We start from the raw sequence: 17,846 nt of genomic DNA, 5'->3' as shown, positions 1-17,846 counted from the left end.
TTGGCTGCCTGCCGTTCACGCGTGCATGGTGGCCGCGTACGCATGGCCACGAATCTCCTCACCAAGATATTCGGCAGTCGCAATGACCGCCTTCTCAAGCAATACCGCAAAACCGCGGCTCGTATTAATGCCCTTGAGCCTGAGCTTGAGAAGCTGAGCGACGAAGCACTGCGCGGCAAAACCCAGGAGTTCAAGGAGCGGGTGGCCAAAGGCGAGAGCCTCGACCAGCTGCTGCCTGAAGCCTTCGCCGTGGTGCGAGAGGGTTCCAAGCGCGTCATGAAAATGCGCCATTTCGATGTGCAGCTACTTGGCGGCATGGCGCTGCATGAAGGCAAAATCGCCGAAATGCGTACCGGTGAGGGCAAGACGCTCACGGCCACCTTGCCTGTGTACCTCAATGCACTGGCCGGCAACGGCGTGCATGTGGTCACCGTGAACGACTACCTTGCCAACCGCGACGCGCAGTGGATGGGCCGGCTCTATAACTTCCTCGGCCTATCAGTAGGCGTCAACCTGCCGCAGATGTCGCGCGAGGAAAAGCAGGCGGCCTATGCCTCCGACATCACCTACGGCACCAACAACGAATACGGCTTCGACTATCTGCGCGACAACATGGTCTACGAGCCAGGCGATCGCGTGCAGCGTGTGCTCAACTTCGCCATCGTCGACGAGGTGGACTCAATCCTGATCGATGAAGCTCGTACCCCCCTGATCATCAGTGGCCAGGCCGAAGACCATACGGCCATGTATCTGGCCATCAACAAGGTGGTGCCCGCCTTGACGCGCCAGGAAGGCGAGGCCGATCCGCGCACCGGCGAAGGCGTCACCAAGCCGGGCGACTTCACGGTAGACGAGAAATCGCACCAGGTCTATCTCACCGAGCAGGGCCATGAGACGGCCGAGCGCGTTCTGGCTGAGCGCGGCCTGATCGCGCCTGGGGCCAGCCTGTACGACCCGGCCAACATCTCGCTGATGCATCACCTCTACGCGGCGCTGAGGGCGAATCACCTCTATCACCGCGACCAGCACTATGTAGTTCAGCAAGGCGAGCGCGGCCCAGAGATCGTGATCGTCGACGAGTTCACGGGCCGCCTCATGAGCGGACGCCGCTGGAGCGACGGTCTGCATCAGGCGGTAGAAGCCAAGGAAGGCGTTCCGATTCAGGCCGAGAACCAGACGCTGGCCTCGATCACCTTCCAGAATTATTTCCGCCTGTACAAGAAGCTCGGCGGCATGACCGGCACGGCCGACACCGAAGCCTACGAGTTCCAGGAGATCTATGGCCTGGAAACCGTGGTCATCCCGCCCAACCGGCCCAGCCGGCGCGACGACCAGCTCGATCGCGTTTACAAGACCACGCAGGAAAAGTACGCGGCCGCCATTGCGGACATTCGTGAATGCTACGAACGCGGGCAGCCGGTGCTGGTGGGCACCACGTCGATCGAGAACTCGGAAATCATCGACGAGCTGCTCAACAAGGAAAAACTTCCTCATCAGGTGCTGAACGCCAAGCAGCACGCCCGAGAAGCTGACATCGTGGCGCAGGCTGGTCGGCCCAAGATGATCACCATTGCCACCAACATGGCTGGCCGAGGCACCGACATCGTGCTGGGCGGCAACGTCGAGAAAGCAGTAGAAGCACTGGAGGCCGACCCATCCCTGGACCAAGCCACCCGCGAAGCGCGAGTGGCCGAGTTGCGCGCCCAGTGGCAAAAAGACCACGAACTGGTCAAGTCGCTTGGCGGCCTGCGCATCATTGCCACCGAACGGCACGAGAGCCGCCGCATCGACAACCAGCTGCGTGGCCGTTCTGGCCGTCAGGGCGACAACGGCTCATCACGCTTCTATCTCAGCCTGGACGATGCGCTCATGCGCATTTTCGCGGGCGACCGCGTGCGCGCCATCATGGACCGGCTGAAAATGCCCGAAGGCGAAGCCATTGAGGCTGGCATTGTCACGCGCAGCATTGAAAGCGCGCAGCGTAAAGTCGAGGCGCGCAACTTCGACATTCGCAAGCAGTTGCTCGAATACGACGATGTGTCCAACGACCAGCGCAAGGTGATCTATCAGCAGCGCAACGAGATCCTGGACGCATCCGATCTCGCCGCCCAGATTACCTCCTTGCGCCGAGGGTGCTTTACCGATCTGGTGCACCAGTATGTGCCTGCCGAGTCGGTGGAAGAGCAGTGGGACGTGGCGGGCCTGGAAAAGGTGCTGGCAGACGAGTGGCAGATCGAAGTCCCGCTGCGGGCGCAGATCGAAGCTTCTACCGCCATGACGGACGAAGACATTCTGGAAACCGTCATCAAGGCAGCTGACGAGGCGTATGCGGCCAAGCTGGAAGCAGTCGGGGTTGAAAATTTCCGACCCTTCGAGCGTGCGGTGCTGCTGCAAAACATCGACAGCCACTGGCGCGAGCACCTGAGCGCGCTGGATTACCTGCGCCAGGGTATCCATCTGCGCGGCTATGCCCAGAAGCAGCCCAAGCAAGAGTACAAGCGCGAGGCTTTCGAGCTGTTCGGGCAGTTGCTGGACGTCGTGAAGACTGAAGTCACCCGCACCTTGATGACCGTGAAGATCCAGTCCGGCGACCAGATCGAACAAGCTGCCGAAGATCTTGAGCAGCGCGCCGAACACCTGAGCAACGTGACCTACACCGCACCCACGGAAACCGGCGAGGCGCAAACTTTGCCTGAGTCCCAAGCGCGCGGGGCCACGGCAGCAGCCGGTGTGGCTGCGGGTGCCGTACCGCGCGTCGGCCGCAACGATCCCTGCCCCTGCGGCAGCGGAAAGAAATATAAGCAGTGCCATGGCGCATTGAGTTGATGCGCGCCGCATAATTTTCTGCCCCATCGTCCGCATTAGAGTTCAGCATGCCAGTCAACCTTTCTGCCCCCGACCCTTCCAGTCTTTCTCCTGTTGCAGGCGTGCGCATCGGCGTTGCCGAGGCAGGCATCCGCAAGGTCGGCAGGAAAGATCTCACGGTGTTCCTCCTGGATGAAGGCGTCAGCATTGGCGGCGTGTTTACCACCAACCGCTTTTGCGCCGCGCCGGTTCAGGTGTGCCGCGAGCATCTGCAAAAGGGCAGCCCGATCCGCGCGATCGTGGTGAACACGGGTAACGCGAACGCCGGCACGGGTGAAGACGGCCTCTCGCGGGCCAGGCAGACTTGTGACGTGTTGGCCAGGCAGCTGAAGATTGCGCCCGAGCAAGTGCTGCCTTTTTCCACTGGCGTCATCATGGAGCCGTTGCCGGTTGATCGCATTGCAGCGGGCCTGCCTGCCGCGGTGGCAGATGCTGGCGCGACCAATTGGGCGCGTGCCGCAGAGGCCATCATGACCACCGATACCCTGCCCAAGGCATTCAGCGCCAAGGCCATGGTTGGTGGTGCGGAGGTCACCATCACGGGCATCAGCAAGGGCGCAGGCATGATCCGCCCCAACATGGCAACCATGCTCGGCTTTTTGGCCACAGACGCACGGGTCGACCAGGCGCTGATGCATCAGCTTGCCCTGGAGTTGGCAGAGGGCTCGTTCAACCGGGTCACGATCGACGGTGACACCTCCACGAACGACTCCTTTGTTGTGGTGGCTACCAATCAGGCGGCGCACGCCCCCATCACCTCGCTGGATTCTGCGGACGGCCGGGCTCTCAAAGCGGCGATGCAAGACGTGGCCCGCCAGCTGGCTCAAGCCATTGTGCGGGACGGCGAAGGAGCCACCAAGTTCATCGCCATTCGTGTGGAGGGCGGAAAGTCCTCTGCCGAATGCCGGCAGGTGGCCTATGCCATCGCACATTCGCCGCTGGTCAAGACGGCGTTCTTCGCAAGCGACCCGAACCTGGGCCGAATTCTGGCCGCAGTCGGCTACGCGGGCATCGGCGACCTCGACCAAACGCTGATTGAACTCTACCTCGACGACGTGCATGTGGCCACTCGCGGTGGCCGCAACCCGGCCTATCGAGAAGAAGACGGCCAGCGTGTCATGAAGCAATCCGAGATCACGGTGCGCGTATTGCTTGGCCGCGGCTCTGCAAGCGACACCGTCTGGACCTGCGACCTCAGCCACGACTATGTAAGTATCAACGCCGACTACAGGTCTTGAGCCGTGTTTGTACAGCGGTAGTTTCATGAACGAAAATTTTGAGCGCCTGGTGGCGCGTGCAGAACAACTGATCACTCGCATTGAATCGGTGCTCCCTCAGCCGCTCACGGCCCCTGACTGGAGTCAGTTCGTCGCCTGGCGCTACCGCAAGCGTTCGTCCGGCCACGGTACGCTGGAGCCGGTCCGGCATGTGGCAGCCATGTCGCTCAAGGACCTGAAGGAAATCGATCAGCAGAAGGAAAAAATAGAGCGCAACACGCGCCAGTTCGTGGAGGGCCGCCCAGCCAACAACGTGTTGCTTACGGGCGCGCGCGGCACCGGAAAATCTTCGCTCATCAGAGCGTGCCTGAATGCCTATGCGCCTCAAGGGCTGCGCCTGATCGAGGTGGATAAGGCCGATCTGATCGATCTGCCCGATATTGTGGACATTGTCGCCGGGCGCCCGGAAAAATTCATCGTCTACTGCGATGACATCAGCTTCGAGGAAGGCGACGGCTCCTACAAGGCTTTGAAATCCATTCTCGATGGCTCGGTGGCGGCCAGTACCCCCAACGTTCTGGTGTACGCCACCAGCAACCGCCGTCACCTGTTGCCAGAGTACATGAAGGACAACCTCAGCTACCAGCACACGGAAGACGGCGAAGTGCATCCGGGTGAGGTGATCGAGGAAAAAATTTCGCTTTCGGAGCGCTTCGGGCTGTGGGTGAGCTTCTACCCCTTCAGTCAGGAAGAATATTTGACCATCGTGGCCCAATGGCTTTCGGCGCTAGGTGCGTCTGCGCAGGAGATTGCCGCTGCGCGACCTCAGGCCCTGGTCTGGGCGCTTGAGCGAGGTTCCCGCTCGGGCCGTGTGGCTTACCAGTTTGCCCGCGACTTTGTGGGTCGGGAATCAGGTGAGGTGTGACTACCAACACGCTCACGGCTGACGCGCACCTGCCGCGCGAAGGAGCTAACACCGAACAGCGACCCATTGTGGATGTTGGCGTTGGTGTGCTGTTTCGGCCCGACGGCGCTTTCTTGCTTACCTCCAGGCCAGAGGGCAAGGTATACGCCGGATACTGGGAGTTTCCGGGCGGCAAGCTGGAGGCAGGCGAGACCGTGGAGCAGGCGCTGGCGCGCGAACTCCATGAAGAGCTGGGGATCCGAGTCGACCTGGCCGAAGTCATTCGCTGGCGAGAGCAGCTTGTAGATTATCCGCACGCTCTGGTGCGCCTGCATTTTTGCAAGGTCATGGCGTGGCAAGGTGAGCTGACCATGCGCGAGGGTCAGTCATTTGCCTGGGAGCGTTTGCCCGTGCAAGTGGCGCCCGTGCTGCCAGGGGCACTGCCTGTGTTGCAGTGGTTGGGGCAAGAGGCTGGTTGAGACCGGTTTGCGCCATTTCCACCGTCCGAACAAAGCGCTGATCGTTTGTTCGGGCCCCATGTTGGGCTTCGCTGCGCTCAGCGCCAACCTACACGCCCTTTGAGGGGCGGTCTACTGCAACGGCGCGCCGCTTTCCGGCGTGGTGGCCCCGTCTTCTTCCTGCACTTCGACCCTGAAACTTTCGCTCGCCCAGGCTCCCAGGTCATGGGTTTTGCACCGTTCGCTGCAAAAAGGCCGAAAACGGTTTTCAGGGGCGTAAAGGCTAGGCCCCCCGCAGGCGGGGCAACGCACGGTACGTGGCTTGGCGTTGGTGGTGGAAGACTTGTTCATGCGCAAAGCGTCAACTCGAAGGGCGCATCTTCATGCGCAATGTGCAGTTTTCCGCCGGGCTCGTGGCGCATCAGGCGCACCGATGCCATCAGGCGGTTGCCGCTGATCTCTGGAATTAATCCGAGAGATTCGTCTATGCGAAGGCGCAGCAGATGAAATGTCCTGCCTTGGGGCAGCGTCTGCTGGAACTGGCCATTGATTGCCATGACCTTTTGCGGTTTGCCGGAGTCTCGCAGGATCCCCATGAGCAGGGTAAGTGCCCTGGCCAGGGGCCCCAGAGTGTGAGCCCATTGTTCAAGGTCTGCACGGCGCGCGGCAGCAGGGTGGTGTTGCCAGGCGTGGTAAGCTGGCAGGTCAAATTCACAGGTTCCGCCCGGAATAACGGCCCTGCTGCGGATGCTCATCAGCCACTCGTTTTCGGTCAGTTCGTGGCCGGGCTTGCCGATCTGCTGGTTGAGGTGATTAAAGCCATCCTCCAGCCGCCCCAGCACAACGTCTAGCGAGGCTTCGGAGATCGCAGGGTTGCCTCGGAATGCCTCCATGTGGCTCTTCAGCTTCTCGAGATCCCTCAGCAAGTCTGACTTCAGATCGGCCCGGCTGCTCACGTCCATGATCTCGAAGATCGTGATCAGCGCGAAATGATGATCGAGCGCTGTGTCGCGAGGCACCAACTGACCAAGCCGTTCGAACAGATGTTCGAGCCGAAGGTAAGTGCGAGTGCGCTCGTTAAAGGGGTATTCGTAAAGTATCACGCAGTTGCTGCCTTGGATGCTGGCAATCATAGCGCCATGCGGGTTCTCTTCCCCGAGAATAAACGCACATGAACGCACTCTATAGCGCGTTGCTTTCACTTTTTATTTTTAATTACCGCTCCTAACGGATCATCGATCTAACATTTTCTCTCAGTGCTTCCAGCGTGACGCCCGCACCGTTGAAAATCACCATGTCCGCTGCGGCCAGACGTGAAGCGCGCGAGGCTTGGGCTTCGATGATGCGCTGAACCTCATCCTGGCTGATCCCGCTGCGGGCCATGACACGGGCAATCTGCACTTCCGGTGGGCAATCTATCACCAATACGCGATCCAGCTTGCTTCGCCAGCGCGCGCCGGATTCGACCAGCAGCGGCACATCGAACACCAGACATTTTTTGCCTTTAGCGGTGGCCGCTTGCGCCTGGCGCTCGGTTTCCGCGCTGATCAGGGGGTGAACAATGGCTTCCAGCCGCTGACGTGCGGCAGGGTCTGCAAACACGAGCTGGCGCATGGCGGCCCGGTCCAGCGCACCATCCGCGCCAATCATTTGAGGGCCGAAGGCCTTTCCAATGAATGGCAGTGCGGAACCCCCGGCCGCAGTCGTGGCACGGGAGATGGCGTCAGAATCGATGACAGCGGCGCCGCACTCCAACAGCATGCCAGCCACCGTGCTCTTGCCACTGCCAATGCCACCGGTCAGGCCCAGCTTGAAAGGAGTTTGGTTCATCGGCGGCGTGTATTCATTTCATGCCAGTCCGATGACCCGCAAAATAGACTCTGGCCCGAACAGCATGGCAGTGATGCCGCCCAAGGCAAGAAACGGCCCGAATGGAATCACTCCACCTTCACGCAGTGAGCTGTTCATTTTCATGCCGATGCCCACCAGCGCACCGATGACGGAGGCCATGAGGATGATTGGCACCAGCGCCTGCCACCCGAACCATGCGCCCAGGGCGGCGAACAATTTGAAGTCGCCAAAGCCCATGCCTTCCTTGCCGGTGGCCAGCTTGAAGCCCCAGTACACCAGCCATAGCGAGAGGTAACCAGCTACCGCACCCCATAGCGCATTGGCCAGAGGCACGCCGATCCAGTCCATCGCAGATCCGATCAAGCCCGCCCATAGCAGAGGCAGCGTAATGTCGTCTGGAAGCAAGGTGGTGTCCCAGTCGATCAGGGTAAGTGCGACCAGTGCGGCGGCAAAGACGCACCAGATGGCGGCTGAGGGCGTCCAGCCCCAGCGCCAAGCGCAAAATGCGAACAGTGCACCCGTGGCGACTTCCACCATCGGATAGCGCGCGCTGATGGGCTTGCGGCAAGCCGAGCATTTGCCTCTCAGAAATAGGTAGCTCAGTACCGGAATGTTTTCATGCCATCCGATCTGGTGGCCACAGTGCGGGCAACGCGAACGAGGTGCCATTAGATTGAAGCGCTCCTCGGCTGGAGCCTCCCGGCCCGAGAGCTCGGCGCACTCTGCCTTCCAGCGCTGCTCCATCATCTTGGGCAGCCGGTGGATGACGACATTCAGGAAACTGCCCACGAGCAGGCCCAGCACGCCGCCCAAAACGGCCTGCAACCAACTAACCTCGCTCATCAGACAACCTGCCCCAGCTTGAAGATCGGCAAATACATGGAGATCACGATGCCGCCAATCAGCACGCCCAAGACCACGATGATGATGGGCTCCATCAGGCTTGAAAGCCCGGCGACCATTTCATCGACCTCTGCCTCATAGAAGTCGGCCGCTTTGCCGAGCATATGATCCAGCGCGCCAGATTCTTCACCGATGGCCGTCATTTGCAACACCATGCTGGGAAATACGTTGGCCTCGGTCATGGCCACCGTCAGGCTGGTGCCGGTCGAAATATCCTGCTGAATTTTCTCAGTGGCGATCTGGTAGACCGAGTTGCCGGCTGCACCGCCTACCGAATCAAGCGCCTCGACAAGCGGAACGCCAGCTGCGAACATGGTCGAGAGTGTGCGCGTCCAGCGCGCGACGACGGCCTTGTCGACCAATGCACCAAAGATCGGCATCTTCAGCATCAGGCGGTCCATGAATTTCTGCATCTTCTCGTTGCGCTTCCACGCCTGCATGAAGAAATAGACGCTGCCGCCGATGGCACCAAAGATCAGCCACCAGTACTGGACGAAAAATTCACTGATGGAAATGACGATCAGGGTTGGCGCCGGAAGATCGGCTCCGAAGGAGGTAAACACCTCCTTGAAGGACGGGATCACGAAAATCATGATCACCGACACCACTACGAAAGCCACCACCAGCACGGCGACTGGATACATCAGGGCCGACTTGATCTTTGATTTGATCGCTTCGGTTTTTTCCATGTACGAGGCCAGCCGGTCGAGCAGGGCCTCCAAAATGCCCGCGGCTTCACCGGCCTCCACCAGGTTGCAATAGAGGCCGCTGAAGTGCATTGGATACTTGCGGAACGCTCCTGAGAGGGAGGTGCCGGTTTCGACGTCCTGTCGGATGTCGTTGAGCAACTTGGTCACGCTAGGGTTGGGGTTGCCCCTACCCACAATGTCGAACGACTGGAGCAAGGGTACGCCAGCCTTCATCATGGTGGCAAGCTGGCGCGTGAAGATGGCAATGTCCCGGGGCTTGATTCTCTTACCCGAGCGCATGCGCCGCTTCTTGATGCTGGTGGACAGAATGCCCTGGCGCCGCAGTTGCGCCTGAACCTGGTTTTCACCGCTGGCTCGAGTTTCGCCGCGGACGATCTTGCCGTTGCGGTCCTTGCCTCTCCACTCGAAAACGAATTCCTTGACGTCCTTGGCGCTAGCGGCTCGGGTTGCCATGCGTTTGTCTTTCTCGTGATGGGGTTAGAGGTTGGTCACAGCCAGAATTTCTTCGAGCGAGCTGATGCCCATCTTGACCTTTAAAAGCCCCGACCTGCGAAGTGAGCGCACTCCCTCGGAGCGGGCCTGTTCGGCAATATCCATCTCGTTGCCGTCTCGCAGGATGATGCGCTGAATCTCGTCGGTGACGGGCATGACCTCGTAGACACCAACGCGGCCTTTGTAACCATTATTGCAATTGGCGCAGCCTACGGGTTTGTAGGGCGTCCAGGTGCCGTCAATCTCGGCTTCCGTGAAACCGGCATCCATCAGGATATCTTTGGGCAGGTGATTCGGCTGCTTGCACTCGATGCACAAGCGGCGCGCAAGGCGTTGCGCAGAGATCAGGAGGACGCTGGAGGCAATGTTGAATGGTGCAATGCCCATATTGCGCAGCCTCGTAAGCGTGGAGGGGGCATCGTTGGTGTGCAGCGTGGAAAGCACCAGGTGACCGGTTTGCGCGGCCTTGATCGCGATGTCCGCCGTTTCCAGGTCGCGGATCTCGCCGACCATGATGATGTCAGGATCCTGACGCAGGAACGACCTGAGCGCCGCGGCGAAGGTGAGGCCTGCTTTTTCGTTGACGTTGACCTGGTTGACGCCCGGCAGGTTGATTTCCGAGGGGTCTTCCGCGGTTGCAATGTTCACGCCCGGCTTGTTGAGCAGGTTCAAACAGGTATAGAGCGACACGGTCTTGCCCGAACCCGTGGGGCCGGTGACCAGAATCATCCCGTAGGGCCTCTCAATGGCCTTGAGTAGTCGCGCTTTTTCGTCCGGGTCGTAGCCCAGCGCCTCAATGCCCATCTTGGCACTGCTGGGGTCCAGAATACGGATCACTACCTTCTCGCCGAAAAGCGTGGGCAAGGTACTGACGCGGAAGTCGATGACCCTATCGGGGCCGATCTTGAGCTTCATTCGGCCGTCTTGAGGAGTGCGCTTCTCGGAGATGTCCAGACGAGAGATCACCTTGATGCGGGAGGCCAGCTTGTCCTTGATGACGACTGGCGGGTTGGCCATCTCGCGCAATTCGCCGTCTATGCGAAAGCGTACTCGGTAGAAGTTTTCGTAGGGCTCAAAATGCAGGTCTGAAGCGCGCATTTTTACCGCGTCGATCAGCATTTTGTGCAGGAACTTGACGACCGGTGCATCTTCGACATCAGCCTGCGGGGTGTCTTCCTCGGTGGTAGAGGCGGCCTCGAGGGTGGCTTCGTCGAACTCGAAATCCTGCCCGACGAGACCCTCCATGGCTTGCGTTGCCGACTGGTTGATGGACTCGATCAGGCGGCTGAGTTTGTCAAACTCAGCGATCACCCACTCCACGCCCATCTGCGTGGTGAACTTCACCTTTTCGGCGGCTTCCCGGTTCGACGGATCTGCCGTGGCGATGATCAAGCGGTTGTTGCGTTTGCCCAGAGGCAGCAGGCGGTAAGCTTGCGACAGCTTCGCATCCAGCAGGTCTGTGGGCAGGCGATGCACATCCAGCGCGTCAATATCGACCAGCGGCGCTGCGTAGGCTGCCGACATCGTGTGAGCCAGATCAGCGGCCGATACGGCGCCAGATTCGGTCAGTTCCGCGACAAAGTTCTTGCCATGGGTCAGCGACTTCCGATAGATGCTATCGGCTGCCTGCTGACTGAGCTTTCCAGCCGTGACTAGCGCTCGCCCCAGGCCTGGAAGGGCGGAAACGGGATCCTTTGAAGCGGGTTCGGCAAGGGCCATGGTTGTAAAACTACTTAAAAATCTCTTCAATCATCGCCGATAGGTCAGCGTGTGTAAACGGAAAGCGCCTCTGAAATCGCCGAACTGTGACTATAGTAGGTAATATGCCGGTTACGCGGGCGTTACAGTTACATGTTACCCAATCTCTGTTGCGAATACCTCCACTTTGATGAGCTCCTCGATGCTTCTTCCCGTCATTCTCTGTGGCGGATCGGGCACGCGCTTGTGGCCACTCTCTCGTGAGACTTACCCAAAACAGTTCCTGGCGCTTAACGGTCGCGGTGTTTCCCTGCTCCAGGACACAGCCCGGCGCCTGGACGGATTGACGGCCTCCATTCCGAAGGCGGCGCCGGTGGTCGTATGCAACGAGGATCATCGTTTCCTGGTGGCGCAGCAGCTTCAGGAGACGGGTGTCAAGGCTGCGCACCTGGTGCTGGAGCCAGTTGGCCGTAACACTGCGCCGGCCTTGACCTTGGCGGCGCTGGTTTCCAGCCCAGGGGCTGTGCTGCTGGCCATGCCGGCAGATCATGTGGTGGGCAATGCAGCAGGCTTGAACGAAGCCGTCGAAGCGGCCTGGCCCCTGGCATGCAGTGGTGCCATGGTCACCTTTGGTGTTTTTGCCACCCGGCCAGAAACTGGGTATGGTTACATCCAGAAAGCGCACCCCATTGAGGGGAGCTGCGCGTACGCCATACAAAGTTTTGCAGAGAAACCCAGCCTGGAACTGGCGCAAACATACGTGGCCAGTGGCAACTATCTTTGGAACAGCGGCCTGTTCATGGTGCGTGTCGACCAGTGGCTGAAGGCCATGGCCGCTCTGCAGCCCGCCATGCTGCAAGCTTGCCGCGCTGCCATGGAGGGCGCCAGCCGGGACTTGGACTTCATCCGGCCTCACGGGGAGAGTTTTAGTGCTTGCCCTGCAGATTCCATTGACTACGCCGTGATGGAGCATCTTCCCGGCGAGACCACGCTTGGCATACCTGTCCGCGTCGTGCCACTGGATACAGACTGGACTGACTTGGGCTCGTGGGAAGCTCTGTGGGAGGTGTTGCCGCGTGACGCCGCGGGCAACGCGCACACCGGTCAGACGCTGGCGGTGGACACCCATGACAGTCTGCTGTTCTCGCAAACCTGTCTGGTTGCTACTGTGGGTGTGGACAACCTGGTGGTGGTGCAGACGCCAGATGCAGTTCTGGTGGCTGACAAGCGCAGACCGCAGGACGTAAGAAAAATTGTCTCCGAGCTGAGGACCAGGGAGCGCCTTCTTGTCTCTAACCATCGGAAGGTGCACAGGCCATGGGGCTGGTACGACCCCATCGACTGCGGCGAACGCTTTCAAGTCAAGCGCATCGTGGTCAACCCCGGGGCCCAGCTGAGCCTGCAAATGCACCACCACCGGGCAGAGCACTGGATCGTAGTAACCGGCACCGCTGAGGTGACCAAGGGCGACAACACATTCTTGCTGGCCGAGAACCAATCCACCTTCATCCCGCTGGGGTGCGTACATCGCTTGGGTAATCCTGGCAAGGTCCCGCTCGAGATCATTGAAGTGCAGTCGGGCAGTTATCTGGGCGAAGATGACATTGTCCGGATAGAACCAGGAAATGGCGGCTGAACGCAGTCGTGCCAGTGCCCCTGATGATCTGCCAGTTTGAGACAAATTCTCGCTGATCGAGTCGATACTACGGGCACACGCTCTTTCTCACTCGTTTTTCTGTTTGCCCGGCCTTCCGGCCGTCCGGGAGACCCTGGAGATTACACATGACGTCTTTTGTTTTTCAGACCGTACCGCAGATCGTGGTCGAAACCGGGTCTTCCAGGCGACTGGGTGAGCTCATGTCGCGCAGGTTCCGCACAGGGCGCGTATGCGTGGTCACTGACGGGCCTCTTTACCGCAGCGGCCTTCTCGACGAAGCGCTGAAAAGCCTGAAAACTGCGGGCTGGAACACCCACGTCATCAGCGACGTGCAGGCCGACCCGCCCGAGCACATTGTGGAGAATATCTGCGCCCAGGCGCGCGAACACGGAACCGATGTGGTTTTGGGCTTCGGCGGGGGCTCGTCGCTGGACGTGGCCAAGTTGGTTGCCATCGTGCTGGGCGGCGACCAGCCCCTGACCAAGATGTACGGGGTGGATCAGGTGGAGGGCGAACGCCTGCCGCTGGTGCTCGTTCCCACGACTGCCGGAACGGGTTCCGAAGTGACGCCTATTTCAATCGTTACCACGGGTGCCACCACCAAGAGCGGCATCGTGTCGAGGCAGCTCTACGCGGACATGGCCGTGCTTGATGCCGGGCTGACGCTGGGTTTGCCGCCGGCCATCACCGCAGCCACCGGCATTGACGCCATGGTTCACGCCATCGAGGCCTACACTAGCAAACGCCTCAAGAACCCCTTGTCGGATCATCTGGCGGTGCTGGCCTTGCGCCTCTTGATGGCAAATCTGGTCAAAGTGTGCGAGGACGGCAAGGATCTCGCTGCAAGGCAAGCCATGCTGCTGGGTTCCATGTTGGCGGGCCAGGCGTTTGCGAATGCACCTGTGGCGGCGGTGCATGCCCTGGCCTATCCATTGGGTGGTCGCTTTCATCTTCCGCACGGCCTGACCAATGCATTGGTATTGCTGCCGGTTCTCGAATTCAATCTGCCCGCGGCGCTGCCAACCTATGCGGAACTGTCGCGCCAGTTGCTCCCCGGTGTTCAAGGGGACGATCAGGCTCAGGCGCAAGCCCTTCTGGATCGCTTGCGGATCTTGATAGAGGCCACGAGGCTGCCCATTCGGCTTCGCGATCACGGGGTTTCGGCGTCTGATTTGCCGACCCTCGCCTCCGATGCCATGCTGCAAACCCGCCTGCTGGTGAACAACCCTCGCGAGGTGAATGAGGCACAGGCAATGGCGCTATATCAGAAAGCGTACTGAGCCGAAGGAACCTGTTGAGAACCCGCGATGACGCGCGGATCCGATGGCAGGGCGTCCCTGGGTTAGCCACGTTGAGCAATGCGGATGCTGTGAGAATTTAAGTTGCACTATGAGTGCTACTTAGATCCTTGACCTGATGCAGTTGGCGTGTGTTTTGAGAAAATTAGTCGTAAGCTATTACTGGAATTAGGGTAAATACTAGCATTTTCACGTGCATTTAACTTGCGTTATGCACCCATAATGCTTCGATGGCGACATGAGCTGTGGATCTGGTGTTGCGGAGTCACGGCTCCGCGCGTTCCGATAAACCGTAACCGAACTGAGGCTGGCCTCAGATGGAGTAGAACCTCGATGAATTCTGACCAAACAACACAAAAGCGGCTGGGTGTGCAGTCTCGCAACAGCATCACGCGTCGCGCAGTGATTGCGGGCATGGGTGCGGCGGCGCTGCCGGGTGTTGCCATTGCTCAGACCCCTTGGCCCTCGAAACCGATTCGCATCGTCGTCGGAGCACAGGCGGGGGGTTGACCGACAGCTTCGCACGCCGGTATGGGGAGTCCATCGCAGCAAAGCTCGGTCAGCCGGTAATTGTTGAGAATAGACCTGGCGCTAGCGGAATGTTGGCTGCCGACTTTGTGGCAAAGTCTGCGCCGGACGGCCACACTCTGGCCTTTGTCATACACACGGCCGTGTGGGGTGGGCGCGTTCTTTACAAGAAGATGCCTTACGATCCAGACCGTGACCTGGCGCCGGTTTCGCTGTTTCCGGGCGGGCCTGCAGTGATGGCTGTAAACGCAAAGTTACCGATCTCAAAGCCATCAGAGTTGCTCGAGTATGCCAAGAGTAAGCGCGCAGCAATGGGGACCTACTCGCCTGGTTCGTGGCCGCACATGATCGCCAACACTTGGAGTCGTTCTTTAGGGATCGATTTTCTCCCTGTGCACTACAAGGGTGAAACGCCCATGTGGATGGATGTTGCGACCGGACAGGTTACGGCTGGGGTGGGCAGCTATCAAGCGCTCCTGCCTCACCTTCATAGTGGGGCTGTTCGCCCGGTTGCAATTCTGGGGAGCTACCGTTGTCCGGGCCTGCCCGACATACCGACCTTTACGGAGTACGGGATGGCCGAGCCGATCCTTGCCTTGAATGGCTGGTTGCCACTTTGCGCCCCGGCGGGGACGCCTCGCCACATTCAAGAGAAAATCGCGAGTGCCTTGACGGAGGCGTTTAATTCGCCAAAGATTCAGGAGTTCCACAAGACAGTCGGTATTCCGACTGGGCCAACAGGCTTTGAGGAGACTTAGCGCCGGTGGCGCGACGAGTCGATCATGTGGGTTGCAATGGCTAAGCAGCTCGGCGTCACGCTTGATTGACCTTAGTCCGGTCTGCCCGATCGGACCGGGTTACCTGGATTTCAGTGGGCCTCGTCAAGAGAAGACAGTACTATTCTCGAGTTGGACGGCTTGAGGATGTCGGAGCACTGATTGCATCGGGAGATGACGTGGAAAGTTTTTCCGCAATCCTGATGCGTCAGTCGCAAGGGCGCATGGATCCTCTCCTCGATCCAGCGATCTGCCCAGGCCCACATCGCCAGGATAATCGAAAAAAGGCCCCGTCCGCGCGCTGTCAGCTTGTAGTTCGAGCTGCGGCCATCCGACTTGCTTGACTCCTGTCGAAAGATGCCCGCATCCACTAGGCGGGTAAGTCGGTCAGCAAGGATGTTGGTCGATATGCCGGTGTGCCTTTGTATTTCGCCGAAAGTGGACACGCGCAGGAATGCGCATCGAACGATTTCGTTGCTCCACTTGTTGCCGTATATTGAAAGTACGATCTCCAAGGGGTGGGGATGTGTGGATGGCCCCGTGCTCGACCGTGGTTCTGAGCGCCGGTAGGCTGTGCCCCACTGCGGCAGTTCCTGCTGCGCGCTGTTGTTGATGGTGAAGTCGACGTTGGACGCGGTGACTGGTTCATTGCAGGCGCTGCAATGAATGCTCGGGTGTATTGCGCCGTGCGAGCAGCCAAGGTGTTCAATGCGTACCAGTTGATCGCTTTTGCCGCCATCTGCTGAAGCCTCCCAATTGATCATGCAAATGAGAACGTCAAATAGGGCTGTTCCCTTTGGTGTCAAGTGGTAGCTGTGGCGAATGGGTCGCCGGGAGTACACCATTTTGACCATCAGCCCCTGTGACTCTAGCGCCTTCAGGCGTGAGCTGAGCATGCGATTGGATATGCCCCATCGATCCCGGAAGTCGGAGAAGCATGTGTCGCCCGCATGGGCCGACAGCAGGATGAGCAGTGTCCAGCGATCACACAATACGTCGGCCACCTGTCGGCCTGCAGCCATGATGGCGCTGGCTGTGCCCAGGTCGAAAGTTGGCAGGTGCGATGACATTCAGAAGAAATGGCTTTCCTTATGGAAGTCGCATTATCGATGTTCGTGAGAGAGTACTGAGTGGATTTGGTGTCTTTCCCTTTGACTGTTCCGCCTTTCCATGGAAAAGCGATGTGAGTGCTAGGGTATTCCACTAGAGCTAACGGCCTTCAAAGCACGGGGGTGGGCTGGTTTTCCATGCAATTTGCTTGCATAATGCACCTCACTAAATTTCTATTGATTCAAGGCCGGCAGGTGTTCTTGAACTGGTCCGTTTCTTCTTATGTCTATCAAAAATCAAGCATCGATCGTTGGTGTTTTCGAGCATCCGTTACGCAAAGCCGCCGACAAGTCGGTGGCGCAGTTACACGCCGAGTGTGCGGTGGGTGCGTTGCTGGATGCGGGGTTATCGAAAGATGACGTCGATGGCTATTTCTGCGCGGGTGATGCCCCTGGCGTCGGACCCCTGACCATGGTGAATCATCTGAACCTGCGAGTGCGGCACGTCGATTCGACGGACACCGGTGGCTCGGCCCCGATCGTGCATATTGCACACGCAGCGCAGGCTATCGCGATGGGGAAATGTAATGTCGCACTCGTCACGCTGGCAGGGAGACCCCGCAGCGAGGGAAGCGGTCCGCGGCCGCCAGTCAACCCAAGTGCCCCGGATCTGCAATGGGAGGCAGCAATTGGTGCACGCCTCGTCGATTTCTATGCCATGTGTGCTCGCCGCCACATGCATGAATTTGGGACTACCTCCGAACAACTCGCCTGGGTCAAGGTCGCGGCCTCGCATCACGCGCAGCACAACCCCCACGCCATGTTGCGCGATGTCGTGACGATAGAAGATGTCCTAGGGTCACCACTTGTCGCGAATCCACTGCACCGCCTCGACTGCTGTGTGGTGTCCGACGGGGGGGCTGTGATCGTCGCACGGCCAGAGATTGCGCGATCGCTGGGCAAGACAGTGGTGACCGTGCTCGGTGCAGGCGAGGCGTTGCAGGGTACTCGCGCTGGTGACTTCGAACTTACCAGTTCAGCTGCGCGACACTCGGGTGCATCCGCTTTCGCGGAGGCAGGCGTCACGCCATCGGACATTCAGTACGCGTCGATCTACGACAGCTTCACGATCAGCGTGGTAATGGCGCTTGAGGACCTTGGCTTTTGCGCGAAGGGCGAGGGGGGCGTTTCGCTTCCGACGGCAATCTTATTTCCGGCGTGGGCCGCCTGCCTTTCAACACGGATGGCGGGGGCTTGTGCAACAACCACCCCGCCAACCGCGGCGGAATCACTAAAGTCATCGAGGCAGTAAGGCAGCTTCGCGGCGAAGCGCATCCTGCGGTGCAGGTGCGAAATTGCGGGATAGCGCTGGCCCACGGCACCGGCGGCGTGTTAGGCAGCCGGCACGGCAGCGCAACCTTGATCCTTGGTAGGGAGTGA

15 protein-coding genes and 1 pseudogene are annotated in these 17,846 nt (G+C 59.6%); 9 read left to right on the top strand and 7 right to left on the bottom strand.

Features of this window, described 5'->3' with window-relative positions:
- The first annotated feature begins 42 nt into the window (after positions 1-42).
- From secA to AAAK34_RS17975, 4 genes are read left to right on the top strand one after another with little or no spacing between them, the layout of a single operon-like run.
- On the top strand, positions 43-2,826 hold the full coding sequence (gene secA / locus AAAK34_RS17990; protein ID WP_231697049.1) for a preprotein translocase subunit SecA: 2,784 nt from the start codon (positions 43-45) through the stop codon (positions 2,824-2,826).
- A 47-nt stretch (positions 2,827-2,873) separates the two neighbouring features.
- On the top strand, positions 2,874-4,103 hold the full coding sequence (gene argJ / locus AAAK34_RS17985) for a bifunctional glutamate N-acetyltransferase/amino-acid acetyltransferase ArgJ (RefSeq protein ID WP_231697050.1): 1,230 nt from the start codon (positions 2,874-2,876) through the stop codon (positions 4,101-4,103).
- 25 nt (positions 4,104-4,128) lie between these two features.
- Positions 4,129-5,007: an ATP-binding protein gene (locus tag AAAK34_RS17980; RefSeq protein ID WP_231697051.1), complete on the top strand. Its 879-nt coding sequence runs from the start codon at positions 4,129-4,131 to the stop codon at positions 5,005-5,007.
- The gene (locus AAAK34_RS17975) at positions 5,004-5,465 is read left to right on the top strand and encodes an NUDIX domain-containing protein (protein WP_431777533.1); all 462 of its coding nucleotides are present in this window, start codon (positions 5,004-5,006) and stop codon (positions 5,463-5,465) included. The genes AAAK34_RS17980 and AAAK34_RS17975 overlap by 4 nt, the downstream gene beginning before the upstream one ends.
- Before the next feature lie 111 nt (positions 5,466-5,576).
- Here the strand turns inward: AAAK34_RS17975 and AAAK34_RS17970 are convergent, their stop codons facing one another.
- The 6 genes from AAAK34_RS17970 to pilB all read right to left on the bottom strand — a co-directional run bounded on the left by AAAK34_RS17970 (position 5,577) and on the right by pilB (position 11,119).
- Complete coding sequence (locus AAAK34_RS17970; protein ID WP_231697052.1) at positions 5,577-5,795, bottom strand: DNA gyrase inhibitor YacG; 219 nt, start codon at positions 5,793-5,795, stop codon at positions 5,577-5,579.
- On the bottom strand, positions 5,792-6,547 hold the full coding sequence (zapD, locus tag AAAK34_RS17965; RefSeq protein WP_231697141.1) for a cell division protein ZapD: 756 nt from the start codon (positions 6,545-6,547) through the stop codon (positions 5,792-5,794). Before zapD ends, AAAK34_RS17970 begins: the two co-directional genes overlap by 4 nt.
- 121 nt (positions 6,548-6,668) lie before the next feature.
- Positions 6,669-7,274: a dephospho-CoA kinase gene (gene coaE, locus AAAK34_RS17960; RefSeq protein ID WP_231697053.1), complete on the bottom strand. Its 606-nt coding sequence runs from the start codon at positions 7,272-7,274 to the stop codon at positions 6,669-6,671.
- Between the two features lie 18 nt (positions 7,275-7,292).
- Positions 7,293-8,138, bottom strand: a complete 846-nt coding sequence (locus AAAK34_RS17955; RefSeq protein ID WP_231697054.1) for a prepilin peptidase — start codon at positions 8,136-8,138, stop codon at positions 7,293-7,295.
- The gene (locus tag AAAK34_RS17950) at positions 8,138-9,361 is read right to left on the bottom strand and encodes a type II secretion system F family protein (RefSeq protein ID WP_231697055.1); all 1,224 of its coding nucleotides are present in this window, start codon (positions 9,359-9,361) and stop codon (positions 8,138-8,140) included. Before AAAK34_RS17950 ends, AAAK34_RS17955 begins: the two co-directional genes overlap by 1 nt.
- A gap of 24 nt (positions 9,362-9,385) precedes the next feature.
- Complete coding sequence (pilB, locus tag AAAK34_RS17945; protein ID WP_231697056.1) at positions 9,386-11,119, bottom strand: type IV-A pilus assembly ATPase PilB; 1,734 nt, start codon at positions 11,117-11,119, stop codon at positions 9,386-9,388.
- Positions 11,120-11,300: 181 nt separating this feature from the next.
- On the opposite strand from pilB, the gene AAAK34_RS17940 reads away from it, so the two are divergent.
- The 4 genes from AAAK34_RS17940 (at position 11,301) to AAAK34_RS17925 (ending at position 15,339) form a co-directional block, all read left to right on the top strand.
- Positions 11,301-12,734, top strand: a complete 1,434-nt coding sequence (locus AAAK34_RS17940) for a mannose-1-phosphate guanylyltransferase/mannose-6-phosphate isomerase (protein ID WP_231697057.1) — start codon at positions 11,301-11,303, stop codon at positions 12,732-12,734.
- A 146-nt stretch (positions 12,735-12,880) separates the two neighbouring features.
- Positions 12,881-14,035, top strand: coding sequence for an iron-containing alcohol dehydrogenase (locus AAAK34_RS17935; protein ID WP_231697058.1), 1,155 nt, complete (start codon positions 12,881-12,883; stop codon positions 14,033-14,035).
- 351 nt (positions 14,036-14,386) lie between these two features.
- Positions 14,387-14,563 (top strand): hypothetical protein, encoded by a 177-nt coding sequence (locus AAAK34_RS17930; protein ID WP_431777532.1) that lies wholly within the window; start codon positions 14,387-14,389, stop codon positions 14,561-14,563.
- Positions 14,512-15,339, top strand: a complete 828-nt coding sequence (locus AAAK34_RS17925; protein WP_431777531.1) for a Bug family tripartite tricarboxylate transporter substrate binding protein — start codon at positions 14,512-14,514, stop codon at positions 15,337-15,339. Before AAAK34_RS17930 ends, AAAK34_RS17925 begins: the two co-directional genes overlap by 52 nt.
- 110 nt (positions 15,340-15,449) lie before the next feature.
- Here AAAK34_RS17925 and AAAK34_RS17920 read toward each other — a convergent pair whose 3' ends face one another.
- Positions 15,450-16,427 (bottom strand): winged helix-turn-helix transcriptional regulator, encoded by a 978-nt coding sequence (locus tag AAAK34_RS17920; protein ID WP_231697060.1) that lies wholly within the window; start codon positions 16,425-16,427, stop codon positions 15,450-15,452.
- A 262-nt stretch (positions 16,428-16,689) separates the two neighbouring features.
- On the opposite strand from AAAK34_RS17920, the pseudogene AAAK34_RS17915 reads away from it, so the two are divergent.
- Positions 16,690-17,846, top strand: a pseudogene (locus AAAK34_RS17915) (thiolase domain-containing protein).

Source organism: Ottowia caeni, assembly GCF_050821495.1.
Classification (GTDB): Bacteria; Pseudomonadota; Gammaproteobacteria; order Burkholderiales; family Burkholderiaceae_C; genus Ottowia; species Ottowia caeni.
Note: the sequence above shows the minus strand (reverse complement) of the source record. Positions and strands in the feature narration are given on the sequence as shown.

Excerpts from the sequence above, each read along its gene's own strand:
- pilB (WP_231697056.1), bottom strand. The coding sequence starts at position 11,119 with ATGGCCCTTGCCGAACCCGCTTCAAAGGATCCCGTTTCCGCCCTTCCA.
- AAAK34_RS17930 (WP_431777532.1), top strand. The coding sequence starts at position 14,387 with ATGAATTCTGACCAAACAACACAAAAGCGGCTGGGTGTGCAGTCTCGC.
- AAAK34_RS17970 (WP_231697052.1), bottom strand. The coding sequence starts at position 5,795 with ATGAACAAGTCTTCCACCACCAACGCCAAGCCACGTACCGTGCGTTGC.
- coaE (WP_231697053.1), bottom strand. The coding sequence starts at position 7,274 with ATGAACCAAACTCCTTTCAAGCTGGGCCTGACCGGTGGCATTGGCAGT.
- secA (WP_231697049.1), top strand. The coding sequence starts at position 43 with ATGGCCACGAATCTCCTCACCAAGATATTCGGCAGTCGCAATGACCGC.
- AAAK34_RS17950 (WP_231697055.1), bottom strand. The coding sequence starts at position 9,361 with ATGGCAACCCGAGCCGCTAGCGCCAAGGACGTCAAGGAATTCGTTTTC.
- AAAK34_RS17920 (WP_231697060.1), bottom strand. The coding sequence starts at position 16,427 with ATGTCATCGCACCTGCCAACTTTCGACCTGGGCACAGCCAGCGCCATC.
- argJ (WP_231697050.1), top strand. The coding sequence starts at position 2,874 with ATGCCAGTCAACCTTTCTGCCCCCGACCCTTCCAGTCTTTCTCCTGTT.
- AAAK34_RS17955 (WP_231697054.1), bottom strand. The coding sequence starts at position 8,138 with ATGAGCGAGGTTAGTTGGTTGCAGGCCGTTTTGGGCGGCGTGCTGGGC.
- AAAK34_RS17935 (WP_231697058.1), top strand. The coding sequence starts at position 12,881 with ATGACGTCTTTTGTTTTTCAGACCGTACCGCAGATCGTGGTCGAAACC.
- AAAK34_RS17940 (WP_231697057.1), top strand. The coding sequence starts at position 11,301 with ATGCTTCTTCCCGTCATTCTCTGTGGCGGATCGGGCACGCGCTTGTGG.
- AAAK34_RS17980 (WP_231697051.1), top strand. The coding sequence starts at position 4,129 with ATGAACGAAAATTTTGAGCGCCTGGTGGCGCGTGCAGAACAACTGATC.